The following is a 15,248-nucleotide window of genomic DNA, read 5'->3' on the forward strand; positions in this document are numbered from 1 at the left end:
ATCCCTTTAGGCAGCTTTCTCATACTTTATAAAATAGTGATAAAAAATAGAGGTGATTAAAAAATGGACATTAACTACATGGATTTTTATTTGTACCCGACAAGATTTCCTGGACCTCAGCTCCCGCCCGGTCCACCTAGACCACCAGGCGGTTTACCTACACCTAGCCCGCAGCAAGCCCCAACTTCCCCTCCGCCGGCATTTATTCCTGCTCAACAAACGGCAACTCCATTTGCCGTTGATCCAGGAGCCATTTCTCTATGTCTATTCCGCAATACGTTCATATGGCTTAGAAACGGCTCGAACTTCTGGTATTTTCCTATTTTTGTAGGCCCGCGATCGGTTGCAGGGTTTAGGTAGAACGGACGTTTTTGGACCATTTTTGGTGTGGATACACGACAAATTGTTTCGTTTACGTGTTTTTAAACGTTAAGAAAAGAGATTGAGACATAGCCAAATCAATACAACTTTTTTCGCGGGAGTCTTCGCCTTGTCCTCCAATCACCAGCTAGACATAACTGAATAAATATATGAAAGCAATGTTCACCATACTAATAAAAAATCCGAACGAGTTTGATTCTCAATCAAGAATCAAATTCGTTCGGGTCTTCCTTCAACTAATACATTTTTATCCCAGCCTCTTTTTTGCTTACTAACCACTATTACACTATTGTTTTTATCCCAAAACCAATCAGCAGCACTCCGCTGCATCGTTGAAAGGCTTTTTGAAATACCGGTTTTTTAAGCCATTTTTTCACGTAATCTATTACATATACCAAGATTAAAAACCACACTACCGCTATAAGCGTCAGAATAAAACCAAGTATCAGCAGCTGTTGATTTGTGTGTGCATCCAAGTTAATAAACTGTGGCATAAACGTAATATAAACTAATACCGTTTTAGGATTAAGAAAATTACTAAGAGCCCCTTGCATATATGATTCTTTATAGCAGCGATTAGATGAAGACTTTACAGTTTTTGTTTCTTCTGAAATGGCCTCCAATGAGAGCGTATTTTTTGTCAGAAATATTCTGATGCCTAAGTAAAATAAGTACGCTGCCCCTATGTATTTAATCGTGTTAAACAGATACACCGACTGAGCAATAGCAACAGACAAGCCAAGCACAGCAATTAACGTCCAAAACGTGAGGCCTGTAGCCATGCCGAGTATGGTAAAACGTCCTGCTTTTGCTCCGTGATGAAGCGTATTTTTCATGATAAGAATTGTATCAGCACCAGGTATCATGGACATGACCAATGCCATCAGCATGTAAGCAGCTAAATGATCCACAGCTCTTCTCTCCCTTCTAAGCTATTATTAGCATCCTGTTTTCTTTTCACTTTCAAAAATTTGCATGTATTGTTTTGGTGTTAACCCAACCTGACTCTTAAAAAATTTAGTCAAATGACTTTGATCACTGAATCCCGTCAAAAAAGATACGTCAATCGGTTTTTTTCCTTGCTCTAGCAGCTTTTTAGCCTGATTGATTCGTATTGTTTCCAAGTAGCTGTATGGAGAGATTCCTTTTTGCTTTGTAAAAGAGCGCAGCAGCCGGTATTTGCTCCATCCAATTAGCTGACTTAACTCATTCAACGTGATCTTGTTTGTATAGGTGTCTTCCAAATAGCTGCAGATCGTTGTGATTTCATGAGACGTGTCAACGGCTGACGAAAGAAAAGAAAGATTTGAATGATCCTGCATGAGTTCTTCTAGCAAATATAAAAATAACTCTTCTTTTTTGAACTCATGCTCACCATTTAAAATTTGCAAATGAAGCTCTTTTAAACTAGAGACAGCATCACTTCTTTGCACCACGCTGCTGTTAAAACGCGGAAGACTTTCACTGCCGTTAATGTCAAAAACAGCTTTTTTCATCACTTCTGGCGTCACATTAATACAGCGATAATCAAGCGTTTTGCCGTCTATTTGTTCACAGCTATGGACATCATACGGATTAAACAGCAGCAAATCTCCTGGATTAATGATGTATTCTTTGCCTTGGCAAATTAAATGACGCTGGCCTTCTTCAATAAATCCAATCACATAATACTCGTGAAAATGAGCAGGAAACTTTTGCATAATCCCTTTAAAACGGTAAGCTTCAATATGCAAATCGGCGTCAACGTGCGCCGTGCGAATTTCTTTTGTCATCAATCGACCCCTCCTTGTCACATACTAAGCTTTTTAACCATACCATTCACTCGAAAATTTTTCTTGTATGATATTGCAGATAAGACTTTTTTCCATTACTTTTATCCGTTTAGCTACGGGTGGTACTAATCACTCTTAAGAGTGATTTCTCTTCTTTCCTCTAGTAATTTTCCGCTCAAATGATAAAATATAGACACATTTTATGGACGAAAGAAGGGATACCATGAAATATAGACAAATTAAATGGCTGATTTTGCTTCTTCCAACTCTGACCATCGCGCTTTGGGAGTATGTTCGCCATGCCTTTTTGCTTCCATATATTTCAATGGACATGGGAAATGTTCTGTCTCCGCTGCTTGTCTTCTTTGTAACGCTTGTATTTGTTCGCTATTTATTTTCTGTTTTAGAAAAAATACAGGAGGAATTAAGACAGGAAAAAGAAAAGAAAGCAGCGCTCATTGAACGTGAAAAATTAGCGAGAGAACTGCATGACGGCATTGCGCAGTCGCTGTTTCTCCTATCTGTTAAAATGAACAAGTTCGGAAGAAAAAACAAATTAGAGCAGGATCCTGATTTTATACGAATGAAACAAACCCTGCAGCATGTTCATGACGATACGCGCCAAGCGATAACAAATTTAAAGCACTCTCCTTCAGACTCTTCAGAAAGCTGGACCGAAAGCATTCATCAATACGTCGATGATTTAACACATACTCATTTACTAGATGTAAATTTAGATTGGAGACTGGCAGAAACAACGCTGTCGAGAAAAGAAAAAAATGAGCTGTTTGCCTGTGTGAAAGAAGCGGCTATGAACGTCATTAAACATGCAAAAACAAATAAAATCTGGATTACAGCCAGTGAAACGGCTGGCGGATGGATTTGTGAAATTACAGATTTCGGTATAGGTTTTACTTCCGAATCTCTCAAGGCCGGGCTTGGTTTACAAATTATGAAAGATCGTGCAAAGGATATGAACTGGGACTTTTCTATTCAGCGAAAACAGAACCAAACGACTGTTAGTATTAAAAAGGAGGTTACGTAAATGCAGCCGTTTCGTATTTTAATTGTAGATGATCATGCTCATGCGAGAGAAGGCATTCGCGATATTTTAGAAGAATATGAAGATTTTATTATTGTTGGCGAAGGAACCAACGGGCAAGAAGCCATTGAACTGACCGAAAAATTAATGCCCGATATCGTGTTAATGGATATTGGAATGCCTGTCATGGACGGTTTAGAAGCAACTAAACAAATTAAGCTTCGGTTTCCGTACGTTAAAATTGTGGTTATCACGGTTTCAGACGATATTACGGATTTATTTGATGCGCTGAAGAAAGGCGCACAGGGCTATTTGTTAAAAAACTTGCAGTCTGAAGTGTGGTACGATTATTTGCGTGCGTTCGCTTTAGATGAAGTTCCTATGTCAAAAGAAATTGCGTTTCAAATTTTAAAAGAGTTTCCTCAGGAAACGTCCATTACAAAACCCGACACTCCCCTTTCAGCACGAGAGCTTGAAGTGCTTCAATTAGTGGCTAAAGGCCTGTCAAACCGCGATATCTCCGCGCAGTTATTTATTTCTGAACATACGGTAAAAAGCCATTTAAAAAACATTTTAAGCAAGCTTCATTTAGAAAATCGCGTGCAGCTGACAAGCTATGCGTTTCAAAATGGCTTAATGAACTAACAGCTTTCACGAGCTGTTTTTTTATTAGCACCTTCCTCTTATAAGTCCCAACAATCACTCTCAGGAGTGATGGCTAATCCTCCCTTTCCTTCTATAATAAAAGCACGTTAGTTAGTAAAAAGGAGGAAAAAATGATGCAGGAAAAGCGCGAAGAAACAACGAGTACAACTAAAAAAGCACGGCGCGTTCTCAAGGTCTATACAAAGCTATATGGCGCTGGCACTTTTATGCGGGTTTAGTGTTTACTCCGTTTCTTCTGATATTAGCTGTTACTGGAGGCATGTATTTATTCAAGCCTCAAATTGAAGAAAGACTGTACCACGACTTGTATCATGTACAAGCTCAGTCACAGTCCGTATCTCCTTCAGCACAAGTACAGGCTGTAAAGGAAAAGTATCCAGGCGCTGACGTGTTGACGTATAAGCCCAGTGATCGCTCCACTCGTTCTTCAGAAGTAGGAATCTCATTAAAAGACCATACATATACGATTTTCGTTAATCCTCACAATGGTCACATCATAGGAAAATTAGATGATTCGAGTCGCTTAATGAATCAAATTGAAGAATTGTATACGCTCTCTGTTTTTTCACCAAGAGCTCAGGATGAAGCAACCATTCACCTTGATCAATATACCGGAGCTGTTTTAGCTGATTATCGGTACGGCAACTATGGATTTATGGGCAAATTGATTGCACTTGGTATTACCCTTCATAAAGGCACACAGTTTGGATTTATGAATCAGCTTATGGGCCTTATTATTTGTATCGGAATTGCTGGTATCGCCATCAGCGGAGCCTTACTGTGGTGGAAACGAAAACCAGCTAAAAACATAGGGGCTCCTAAAGGTCCTGAAGGAAATGCAATGCGAATTGTGACGTGTATAATCGTGGTGTTTGGTATCCTTTTTCCTTTAGTTGGACTGTCCTTAGTTATCGTGTGGCTTTTAGATTTCTTTGTCATCAAACAAATTCCAGCATTGAAGCGGTTTTTAAACGCATGATGCATGAAACGATGTGAGGTGCAGTAACAATGAACAAATGGAAAATGCCCGGATTGATCATACTCAGTACGATTTTACTTTCCGCGTGCTCTGTAAACAGTAACGCAGACAAGCTCTACAAGCAGCCAAAGCCTCTGTCTGCGCATGTGATGCTTCCTGAAAATATAGAGCCACAGAGCACACAGGTGTTAGAAGTGCATGTAATGCAAGAAAATAAAACGGTGGATGATGCAAAAAGCGTTCAGTTTAAAGTGTGGAAAAAAGATGCCCCCCGTAAAGTTGAAACAGTAAAAGCGCATTATGACGGCAGTATGTATAAAGCCAAAGCAACCTTTAAAGAAGATGGTATTTATTATATTAAAACCGATATTAACGCGCGCAATGAACACATCCTTCCTACTCAGCAAGTCACAGTAGGCAAATTATCGGAAGAAGAGTTACGTTCACTGCAGCCAGCTGAAAACGAAACGCATCATCATCACTCTCATCATTAGACATAAGCTCACGTTCAGCAGCTGAACATGAGCTTATATTTTTCTTATAGATTCTGGCTAGTTCCATTATATGTTTTTACATTTTTTTCTTATTACTTTAAAATAAAAGTGATAAACGTTTTATAAAGGAGTTTTACAGATTGAAAAAAATTGTTTCTGGTATTTTAATTTTAGTATTAGCTGTTATTGTTATAATTGAAGGAAATCCGTTAGAGCAGAACTCTTCAACGAATACCTCCTACGATGAAGTAATTACCTTCCCTGCTGATCGTTACCCTGAAACTGCAGCGCACATTCAACATGCAATCGATAAAGGAAAATCGGCTGTTTGTACAATCGACCGAGACGGAGCTGAAGAAAACCGCCGTGAATCTTTAAAAGGCATTCCGACTAAAAGCGGCTACGACCGAGATGAGTTTCCGATGGCCTTTTGTGAAGAAGGCGGAAGCGGCGCCGATATTGAATATGTAAAGCCTTCAGACAACCGAGGCGCCGGGTCTTGGATTTCTCATCAAGTAGATGAGTTTCCAGACGGTACGAAGGTTTTAATTGAAGTGAAGTAAAAAGAATGGTCATCGCGACCGTTCTTTTTTTACGTTGAGAGTCTGTATAAGAAAAAGAATAAAAAAGTAGAATTGTTCTTGCCTAAAGATACTCTTCACTTTTAAAATAAAAATGTATGTTATACATATATGCATCATCGTTTTATAGGAGGAATGAGTTTCTTGGACAATCTATGGCAGCAGTTACTTCCTGCCTCATGGCAATTAACTTTATTTATTTTCTTTTTTGTTTATATCTTGCGCTACAAACAAGAGAATAAATTCAGCATGCAGCTTCACGTGCTGCTTAAGTTTCTTTATGCCGTTATTTTGATTTTAAATGCGGTGTTGTTTTTAGTGGAAAGTCAGCGCGATTTTCTTTTTTATGCAACGCTTTTCATGAGTATCCTGACAATTATTTTGATGGAGTTCACGCTTTCTGCAAAAAAACAGAACGAGCTTGATTTTATTTCAGCCGTTTCTTGCTGTGTTCTTCCGATTTTTATTTCTTTACTTGAACTTAGTTAATGAACCAAAGGCCTCTGGTGATTCAGAGGCCTTTTTGATGTTATTGATCTTTGTTGTTACGGTCCATCATATCTTTTGGATCTTCTACAATATCTTCTGGATCACGGTTGTTGTCTTTTTCATCATCTCGATACATCTTGTCATTTTTATCTACGCCAGGTACGTTATTGTTGTTGTTCATATTGTCTAAGCCCGTGTTTACAAACGCCACGTATACTTTGTCGATTTTATTATCGGCTTCTCTTACGCGGTCTGCAATTTTTTGCTCAAAATCAGTTGAAACTTCATGGTAAGTATCGCCGTTATACGTTACGGTGTTCACCTTGCCGTTATCATTGTTGTCCGCTGCGTCATTTCCAGCTAAATCTACCGTTACATAGGCATTATTATTATCGCGAAGCACATATGCATCATCAACTTCCTTCATATCTTCTACATTTTGCGCTGCTTCAACTGACTTGGTCGGCTGATCAGTGTTATCCATTGGGATATTGTTATCAACCCCGTCGTTTGTAGAAGTGTTGCGTAAGTCATTTTGAGTATTGTCCATTGCGTTATTGTCTTTATTTCCTCCACATGCAGCTAAGCCTGAAAGAAAAAGAACTGAAGAAGCAATGATAAGTCCTTTTTTCATTTTTTCCATCTCCTTAAATATAGTTTGCAGTCGTATTATGCTTAATTTTTGCAAAACTATTCACAGGAAGTAGAAGATTCAAAGCCCCTTTCTCTTTTTAAGCTTACTTAAAAACACACCGATTCACTGAATTGTTGAAGTAACAAAAGTAATGTTCCAAAATTTTAATCCCTGCATTTTTCACGGAGGGAACAGCTTTTTATGACAACATAAAAAAGGTGCTTCGCGTGTTAAACGAAGCACCTTTTATCTCTCATACTATGACTGCGCTAATTCACTTTTTCAAGTTAAACTGCTCGTGGGGCAGCTAATTTTTCAATGGGAGCTTGTTCGATATCTGCTGCTGATATAGTCAGCAACTTTTCTAAAACAGCCGTTATGCCCTTATTTGTTTCATTACTTTTTTTGCAGTCATTAATATGCTGGTTTAATTGTTTTTTATAAGCCTCGGTGTGAATGAGCCACTGACTTAAAAGCTCTTTTGTCGCCTTTCTTTCGTCTTCGCTTTTAGCTCCAAATAAGCTCTCCATATCAGGTTCTTGAATAATTACCTTACTAAAATCTTCGCTTACTGCAAGCCAAAAATAGTTCTTTTCGTATTCGTAATATCTGTGTTCTTTTAATAAAAAGTAGCCAATTTCAAATTCAATGCGATAGAGCGGCTGATTAACTTTCGGCGCATGAAAGCTTTTAAAGTTAATATGCTCTACATCATCTACATAAACCTCTGAACCGTATTGGGTTTTAATAATCTTAGCGTCTACTGTATTCATGGTGTTTACCTCTTTAAGGATATTATGAGAGAACGCGTGCATTCTTTTTCTAGAATGTGCACGTTCTTTATCTTTTACTTAGTTTTGAACAGCATTTTTCCAATCAGCCGCAAATTTTTCAATTCCTTGTTCGGTTAAAGGATGTTTAACAAGCTGCTCGATTACTGAATATGGAATAGTTGCAATATGAGCTCCGGCAAGGGCTACGCGTGTAACGTGATCCGGATGTCTTACAGAAGCCGCAATGATTTGAGAATCGATATTTTGGATGCGGAACAACTCGGCAATTTTAGCCACAAGCTGTACGCCGTCTTCTGAAATATCATCAAGGCGACCAAGGAACGGAGATACATATGTTGCACCTGCACGAGCTGCTAAAAGCGCTTGGTTTACAGTGAAAATAAGCGTTACGTTTGTTTTTACGCCTTTTTTAGCAAGGTAGCGAGTCGCTTCTAATCCAGCGATTGTCATTGGAAGCTTAATCGTAATGTTTTGATCCCCGCCGTTAATTTTGATTAGTTCTTCTGCTTGCGCAATCATGTCTTCTGCTGTTTCGGCATCCGGAGTCACTTCTGCTGAAACGGATTCTACTTCTGGAACGGTTTTTAAAATTTCTTCAATACGATCTTCAAACTTTACGCCTTCTTTTGCAACAAGAGATGGGTTTGTTGTGACTCCAGATAAAACGCCCAATTTGTATGCTTTTTTAATATCGTCAAGGTTTGCAGTATCAATAAAAAATTTCATTTTTTCATTCCTCCATTAGTTTTTTTTACTATACCCATTATTTCACTTGTTATTTCTTTTCCACAGCATGACCGCCAAACTCATTTCGAAGTGCGGAAACTACCTTTCCTGTAAACGTATCATCTTCAAGCGAGCGATAGCGCATCAGTAAAGACATCGCAATAACCGGCGTGGCTGTTTGAAGGTCTAGAGCAGTTTCTACCGTCCATTTCCCTTCACCAGAAGAGTTCATAACTCCTTTGATGTCATCTAGCTTAGCATCTTTAGAGAATGCATTTTCTGTTAATTCCATTAGCCATGAACGAATAACAGATCCATTGTTCCATACTCTCGCCACTTTTTCGTAATCATAGTCGAACTGGCTTTTTTCAAGAACTTCAAATCCTTCTCCGATTGCAGCCATCATGCCGTATTCAATGCCGTTATGAACCATTTTTAAAAAGTGTCCGCTGCCTGCTTCTCCAGCGTATAGATATCCGTTTTCTACTGATGTATCGCGGAAGATAGGTTCAACAATTTCCCACGCTTCACGATCTCCGCCAATCATATAACAAGCTCCGTTACGAGCGCCTTCCATTCCGCCGGATGTTCCAACGTCCATAAAGTGGATTCTGTTTTCTTTTAACTCGTTATAGCGTCGAATAGACTCTTTGTAATGAGAGTTTCCGGCTTCAATTACGATATCTCCTTCAGCTAAAAGAGGCGTCACTTCACTAATAACAGAATCAACAACCGTATGAGGAACCATCAGCCATACAACTCTTGGTGTTTCTAGTGACTGAACAAGCTCCTGCAAGCTTGATACTCCTGAAGCACCGTACTCTTTCATTTGTTCTACTGCGTTTGAATTTACGTCAAATGCTACAACGTCATGACGCTGATCCAATAAGTTTTGTCCTAAGTTAATCCCCATTTTCCCTAAACCAACTAATCCTACTTTCATGTGAACAGCTCCTTCTATTTATCTTCTTATTTAAGCCTTTAGCAATTCTTTTGCTTGTGCTACTACGTTTTCTTCTGTAAATCCAAACAGCTTCATCACATCAGCTCCCGTTCCTGAAGCACCAAATGTGTCAATGGCTAACACTTTTCCTTTTGGCCCTACAAAGCGTTCCCAGCCAAGTGAAATTCCCATTTCTAGAGAGATTCGTTTTGAAACAGACTCAGGCAAGATGCGCTCTTGATACTCTTTTGACTGTTTGTTAAACAGCTCCCAGCTAGGCATTGCTACAACCCGTACAGATATACCTTCACGCTCTAGCTGAGTTTTAGCACTGACCGCTAGTGCTACTTCAGAACCTGTAGCGATGAAAATCAGCTCCGGCTTATCGTTTGTTTCGGTTAGTACGTAAGCTCCTTTAGATAGATCGTTGATATTTTGTTTTGTTTCTTCAAATACAGGCAAGTTTTGACGGCTAAGCACTAAGACTACAGGACCTTCGGCTTGCTGAAGCGCGTAAGCCCAAGCGCTTGCTGTTTCGTTTGCATCAGACGGACGGATTACTGTGAGCCCGGGAATTGCACGAAGAGAAGCCAAATGTTCAACCGGCTCATGAGTTGGTCCATCTTCTCCCACTGCTATGGAATCATGGGTAAACACATATGTGACCGGCAGTTTTTGCAGTGCAGCTAAACGAATCGCTGGACGCAAGTAATCATTAAAAACAAAAAATGTACTGACAAACGGCTTCACTCCGCCGTGAAGAGCCATTCCATTACCGGCCGCTCCCATTGCGTGTTCACGTACTCCGAAATAAATATTTCGGTTACCGAAATATCCAGGTGCGTAAGGGCCTTCTTCTTTAATGTCCGTCATCGTGGAATGCGATAAATCAGCGCTGCCTCCAAAAATAGATGGCACAGATTTAGTGAAATAATTAATAGCTTCTCCGCTTGCAACACGAGTCGAAATCGCTTTTTCTAATGAAAATGTTAAAATATCATTCACTTTAATTAACGCTTCGCCCGTGATGGCACGCTCTAATTCATCAGCGAGCATAGGGTATTCTTTTTGGTAAGAAGCAAATAGCTTGTTCCACTCTGCTTCTGCTTTCATCCCTTTTTCTTGTAGCTTTTCAAAATGAGCTTTTACTTCTTCTGGCACATAGAAGTTTTCTTCAGCTGCCCAGCCATAGGCTTGTTTTGTTGCTTTTGCTTCTTCTTCCCCAAGCGGATTGCCGTGTGCTTTATTTGTTCCCGCTACTTTTGGACTTCCGTAGCCAATAATTGTTCTCACTTCGATGAGCGTTGGCTGTTCGGTGTGCTGCTTCGCTTTTTCGATTGCGTTTGTGACTTCATCTACGTCATTTCCATCTTCTACACGTAAATACTGCCAGTTTGCAGATTCCGCTTTTTTCTGGATATTTTCACTAAACGACAGATTTAATTCCCCGTCTAACGAAATATCGTTGGAGTCATATAAAGCGATAAGTTTGCCAAGCTTCATATGGCCAGCCATGGACATCGCTTCATAAGAAATGCCTTCCATTAAGTCACCATCGCCTACTAACGTATACGTATAGTGATCAATGACAGGGAAATTTGACTGGTTAAATTTTGCTGCTAAATGGGCTTCTGCCATTGCCATTCCGACTGCATTTGCAATTCCTTAACCTAAAGGACCTGTTGTTGCTTCTACGCCGTCCGTATGTCCAAATTCAGGATGACCCGGTGTTTTACTGTTTAGCTTGCGGAAGCTTTTTAAATCCTCTATTGATACATTGTATCCGCTTAGATGAAGCATGCTATACAGCAAGCTTGAGCCATGACCGGCTGATAAGATAAAACGATCTCGGTTAAACCAGCTTGAATTTGCCGGATTATGCTGTAAGTGATTCGCCCACAGCGCATAGGTCATCGGAGCAGCTCCCATCGGAAGCCCAGGGTGGCCTGAATTGGCTGCGTTCACCGCATCAATTGACAGGGTGCGAATCGTATTAACTGCAAGTGTGTCTATGTTGGTACTCATGTGTCATCCTTCTTTCGCTTTGTTTGTATTAAACTGGCTGCACTTCGCGTGATTGACTTGCTGTTTCTTCATCCAACCACCATTTAAAACCGTCTTTTTCTAAAAGTGCATGTGATGCGTCAGGGCCGTGTGAACCAGCAGCATATTTGTGAAGCGGCACTGTATTTTCCTCAAACGCTTCAAGAAGCGGCTGAACCCATTCCCAAGCTAGCTCTACTTCTTTCCAATGAGCAAAAAATGTAGAATCTCCGGCACATGCATCTGCAATAAGACGCTCATATGCTTCCGGTGCTCCTTCTTGCTGGCCTGAAAAATTAATTTGTACAGGTTCAATATGACCATGATTAAATGGGTTTTTACTGTTCAACTGCAGCGTAATATTTTCATGCGGGTTAATTTCAATCATTAACAGATTTGGAGATGTTGTTTCTCCTTTGTCTAAGTACAACTCTTTTAATGAGTCTTTGAATTCAATAACAATTCTCGTCGCTTTTTCAGCCATTCTTTTCCCTGTACGAATGTAGAAAGGAACGCCTTTCCAAAGCGAATTATCGATATATAGTCTGGCTGCTAAAAACGTGTCCGTCTGCGAAGATGGTGATACGCCGGGCTCATTTATGTAGCTCGGCACTGAAGACCCGTTTATTTTCCCAGCCTCATATTGACCGCGAACAACGTCTAGATCCATATCTTCTTTTACAAGCGGACGAAGCGCTTTTAACACATTTATTTTTTCGTTTCGAATATCATCAGCGCTAATGCGAGCCGGTAAGTGCATAGCCGTCATCATCAGCATTTGCAGCATATGATTTTGGACCATATCTCGAATGGCTCCTGAATGGTCATAATAGCTTGCTCTTTCCTCTACGCCGACCGTTTCACTTGCTGTAATTTGTATATTCGCAATATGTTCGTTATTCCATAATGATTGAAGAATAGGATTAGCGAATTCCAGCGCTTCTAAATTTTGTACCATCGACTTGCCAAGGTAGTGGTCAATGCGGTAAATCTCTTCTTCTTTAAACGCTTTGCTTAAGTTTTCGTTTAATTGTCGAGCTGACTTTAGATCATGACCAAACGGTTTTTCAATAATTAACCGTTTCCAACCCTTTGTAGCACCTAAGCCACTGTCTTTAATATGCTCGGCAATCGTACCAAAGAATTCTGGTGCAACGGAGAGATAAAACATTCGGTTGCTTGGAATGTTTAGTTCTGCTTCTCGTGCTTCTACTAGATTTAACAGACTTTTATAGTCTTCAGCATTCGCTGCATCCAATTGGCTGTAGCGAAAAGCTGAAAGAAAATGCTTCATAAGAGATGAATCTTTTTCGATGCGACGTGAAAAAGTGTGAATAGATTCTTCTACCTTTTTCTGAAAATCTGCATCGGACATCTCCCTTCTGCCTAGTCCTACAACAGAAATTGATTTAGGGATTTTCCCGTCTACAAATAAATTATAGAGTGCAGGATAAATTTTGCGTTTCGCTAAATCACCTGTTGAACCGAATAAAACAAAAGTCATCGCTTCCATATCTCTTCCTCCTGTTAGGAAAAATATAATCTTTAAAAAGTAACTTTTCTTTCACTCGTTACTTTATGTAACCTATCTTATTCCTGAAATATTTTTTCGTCAAGATATTAAACTCGTAAAAAATAATTTCAGTTTTCTTTTTTTCTTTAAACCTTATAGCAGCTTATCTCGTTTAGTTTATGGAAAAATAATAAAAATACTTTTCGATTGAATTTAAAAAATAAAACTGCTTTAATGGATTTGATAGAATTGTATGAAATTAAAAACATATATAATGTTTACATATGTGTCAGGTGAAAATATCAAAAGGTGGAAGTAATATGAAAGCTCAACTAATGAAGATGTTTGAAGATCTATCTGTTTTTCACATAACAGAATCGCAAAACACTTTAAAAGAGAAAGGAAGTTTGACCTCTTTCTTTTAAGCTGCATGCACGCCTTTAATGTGTGGCTACAGCAAGAAGTGTAAGCATCATATAGAGGTTAAAAACAGCCAGTAAAACAAGAACAGTATAGACTAGTTTTTTACCTGTTTTTCCTAAAAAGTAGACGTTTACTAAACTAAAATACACGCTTGCTGCGCATAAAACGAACGCCAGAAATTCCTTGCACTCACTCAGCTTCATTTGAAAATCTGAATTATAGTAAATTCGGAGATCGTGACTAACAGCGAACGGAACGGTCCACCACCTGATTAAAATCCCCATAAACATAAATATTCCGATTACATTTAGTGTAAACTGCAGCGTTTTCTCCTTTTTTAGGCTTCTTTTTGTAAATTTTTTAAACTTTGCCCGCATGCATTTCCCCCCTGATGTTTTTAACACAGTAGCTGATTTGAGCAGACCTATATAAACGTTCCTTCTTTTAATTTTATACACGCTAGGTCTTACAGATGACATGATTGACATAAGAAAAGCTTCTTCCATTCATAAAGGAAGAAGCCTTAAATAATGAGACTATATTGATCAATGCTTTAGTTCACCTCTGTATTCTTTCCTATTACAGCTCTTACTACGCTTACTTTCCCATTCTCTTCGCAGAATGCCCATTTTGATGCTATCAAAATATTCACCGTTTACGATACGTGCTTCTCGGATTCTTGCTTCTTCTTTCATCCCTATTTTTTCAGCTGTTTTCATCATTCTGATATTGCCTGACCATGTGGACATACCGAGCCTATGTAACGATGTAGACTCAAATAAAAAATCAATCCACATACGATAAGCTTCCGTTCCATATCCTCCGCTCCAATAGTCTGAGTTGTAAATAACAATTCCAGTTTCCAGCCAGTTTGTATGCTTGTCCACCCAGTAACAGCTTACGGTTCCCACCGCTTTTTCATCAACTATGACCGCAAGGAATCGAGGAATGCCCGGAAAAAGCTCATGCTCTTTATCCCATGAATTCATATATTCTTCTTTCGTGAGTCTTTCTTCTGGTATGTAAGGGGCGTTCCACTTTTTTGCTTCTTGGATATTTCTTCGTATTTCCAATAATAAAGTTCATTAACGTCTTCTGATGTCGCTCCTCTTAGCAACACTTTTTCTCCTATTAGTTTTATCATGAGGGGCATCACTCCTTGATTTATAATAACGATGCAGAGTAACTCATCCTGCTTTACATGTAAGACACCGAGAATGAACGCTCCCGCTGTCTTTTTATTTTCCCTTTATGCATGATCCGCGTTTTCCATAACCGCAAAATAGTTACCTTCACTGTCTGAGAAGTTAAAGACTTTTCCTGAAGGCATCGATACGATTTCTCCCACTGTTACGCCTTTTACTGTTAACTCTTTATATAATTCATCCACATTCTCTGTAAAAAACAGCAGCGAAGGAGTCCCAACATTTAATTCTGGCTGCATTTTTGCTATTAGCTGTTTGTTATGAAGGATAATAGTTGTTTCAGCACCCGCTACCGGCGCTAACTCAATCCACTTCATGCCTTGTTCATTATTTTGTTCAGACATAACCTGAAATCCCATTTTTTCTGTCCAAAACTTTACCGCTTGATCTTGATCATTTACATATACCATAATTTGACCGACTTTTCTAATCATTACTTTCACTCCTTTTTCTCATCGTTTCATCACCTTTTTACTATTTCTTCATTGCTTTTTCATTTCCTGTGTCTTATTTTCTTCTTTCCTAAATAGCGTTGTTTTATTTTCGCTACACGCTTTTTAAAG

15 protein-coding genes and 3 pseudogenes are annotated in these 15,248 nt (G+C 39.2%); 7 read left to right on the plus strand and 11 right to left on the minus strand.

What is annotated here, in order from left to right; all coding sequences use genetic code 11:
• Positions 1 to 63: 63 nt before the first annotated feature.
• Positions 64 to 426, plus strand: a pseudogene (locus Q5794_RS16940) (transporter).
• Positions 427 to 662: 236 nt separating this feature from the next.
• Here the strand turns inward: Q5794_RS16940 and Q5794_RS16945 are convergent.
• Together Q5794_RS16945 and Q5794_RS16950 are read right to left on the minus strand one after the other, a co-directional pair.
• The gene (locus tag Q5794_RS16945; RefSeq protein WP_214985959.1) at positions 663 to 1,292 is read right to left on the minus strand and encodes a LysE family translocator; all 630 of its coding nucleotides are present in this window, start codon (positions 1,290 to 1,292) and stop codon (positions 663 to 665) included.
• A 27-nt stretch (positions 1,293 to 1,319) separates the two neighbouring features.
• A complete protein-coding gene (locus Q5794_RS16950) occupies positions 1,320 to 2,153 on the minus strand; it encodes an AraC family transcriptional regulator (RefSeq protein WP_214985962.1) in 834 nt (277 codons plus the stop codon).
• Positions 2,154 to 2,376: 223 nt separating this feature from the next.
• On the opposite strand from Q5794_RS16950, the gene Q5794_RS16955 reads away from it, so the two are divergent.
• The 6 genes from Q5794_RS16955 to Q5794_RS16980 all read left to right on the plus strand — a co-directional run bounded on the left by Q5794_RS16955 (position 2,377) and on the right by Q5794_RS16980 (position 6,404).
• Positions 2,377 to 3,198, plus strand: a complete 822-nt coding sequence (locus tag Q5794_RS16955; protein WP_374988178.1) for a sensor histidine kinase — start codon at positions 2,377 to 2,379, stop codon at positions 3,196 to 3,198.
• Positions 3,199 to 3,840: a response regulator transcription factor gene (locus tag Q5794_RS16960; RefSeq protein ID WP_053487482.1), complete on the plus strand. Its 642-nt coding sequence runs from the start codon at positions 3,199 to 3,201 to the stop codon at positions 3,838 to 3,840.
• 208 nt (positions 3,841 to 4,048) lie between these two features.
• Positions 4,049 to 4,840 (plus strand): PepSY domain-containing protein, encoded by a 792-nt coding sequence (locus Q5794_RS16965; RefSeq protein WP_214986176.1) that lies wholly within the window; start codon positions 4,049 to 4,051, stop codon positions 4,838 to 4,840.
• Between the two features lie 29 nt (positions 4,841 to 4,869).
• On the plus strand, positions 4,870 to 5,334 hold the full coding sequence (locus tag Q5794_RS16970) for a FixH family protein (RefSeq protein ID WP_214985965.1): 465 nt from the start codon (positions 4,870 to 4,872) through the stop codon (positions 5,332 to 5,334).
• 140 nt (positions 5,335 to 5,474) lie between these two features.
• Entirely contained in the window at positions 5,475 to 5,897 is a 423-nt protein-coding gene (locus Q5794_RS16975; RefSeq protein WP_214985967.1) for a NucA/NucB deoxyribonuclease domain-containing protein, read from the plus strand.
• A 153-nt stretch (positions 5,898 to 6,050) separates the two neighbouring features.
• A complete protein-coding gene (locus Q5794_RS16980) occupies positions 6,051 to 6,404 on the plus strand; it encodes a DUF1516 family protein (RefSeq protein ID WP_223272376.1) in 354 nt (117 codons plus the stop codon).
• Between the two features lie 40 nt (positions 6,405 to 6,444).
• Here the strand turns inward: Q5794_RS16980 and Q5794_RS16985 are convergent, their stop codons facing one another.
• The 9 genes and pseudogenes from Q5794_RS16985 to Q5794_RS17025 form a co-directional block, all read right to left on the minus strand.
• The gene (locus Q5794_RS16985) at positions 6,445 to 7,038 is read right to left on the minus strand and encodes a hypothetical protein (protein ID WP_075421022.1); all 594 of its coding nucleotides are present in this window, start codon (positions 7,036 to 7,038) and stop codon (positions 6,445 to 6,447) included.
• A gap of 287 nt (positions 7,039 to 7,325) precedes the next feature.
• Positions 7,326 to 7,811 carry a hypothetical protein gene (locus tag Q5794_RS16990; RefSeq protein ID WP_214985972.1) on the minus strand — a complete coding sequence of 162 codons (486 nt, stop codon included), beginning with the start codon at positions 7,809 to 7,811 and terminating at the stop codon, positions 7,326 to 7,328.
• A 78-nt stretch (positions 7,812 to 7,889) separates the two neighbouring features.
• The gene (gene fsa / locus Q5794_RS16995; RefSeq protein WP_129710569.1) at positions 7,890 to 8,558 is read right to left on the minus strand and encodes a fructose-6-phosphate aldolase; all 669 of its coding nucleotides are present in this window, start codon (positions 8,556 to 8,558) and stop codon (positions 7,890 to 7,892) included.
• A 49-nt stretch (positions 8,559 to 8,607) separates the two neighbouring features.
• Entirely contained in the window at positions 8,608 to 9,501 is an 894-nt protein-coding gene (gene gnd / locus Q5794_RS17000) for a phosphogluconate dehydrogenase (NAD(+)-dependent, decarboxylating) (RefSeq protein WP_192994374.1), read from the minus strand.
• A gap of 30 nt (positions 9,502 to 9,531) precedes the next feature.
• Positions 9,532 to 11,526, minus strand: a pseudogene (tkt, locus tag Q5794_RS17005) (transketolase).
• Between the two features lie 28 nt (positions 11,527 to 11,554).
• Complete coding sequence (gene zwf, locus Q5794_RS17010; RefSeq protein WP_214985976.1) at positions 11,555 to 13,057, minus strand: glucose-6-phosphate dehydrogenase; 1,503 nt, start codon at positions 13,055 to 13,057, stop codon at positions 11,555 to 11,557.
• A 440-nt stretch (positions 13,058 to 13,497) separates the two neighbouring features.
• Complete coding sequence (locus Q5794_RS17015; protein ID WP_214985978.1) at positions 13,498 to 13,857, minus strand: hypothetical protein; 360 nt, start codon at positions 13,855 to 13,857, stop codon at positions 13,498 to 13,500.
• A 168-nt stretch (positions 13,858 to 14,025) separates the two neighbouring features.
• Positions 14,026 to 14,624: pseudogene (locus Q5794_RS17020) on the minus strand (GNAT family N-acetyltransferase).
• A gap of 105 nt (positions 14,625 to 14,729) precedes the next feature.
• Positions 14,730 to 15,119 carry a VOC family protein gene (locus Q5794_RS17025; protein ID WP_214985980.1) on the minus strand — a complete coding sequence of 130 codons (390 nt, stop codon included), beginning with the start codon at positions 15,117 to 15,119 and terminating at the stop codon, positions 14,730 to 14,732.
• Positions 15,120 to 15,248: the final 129 nt, after the last annotated feature.

Origin of the sequence: Priestia megaterium, from assembly GCF_041941685.1 — a bacterium.
GTDB classification, from domain to species: domain Bacteria; phylum Bacillota; class Bacilli; order Bacillales; family Bacillaceae_H; genus Priestia; species Priestia megaterium_C.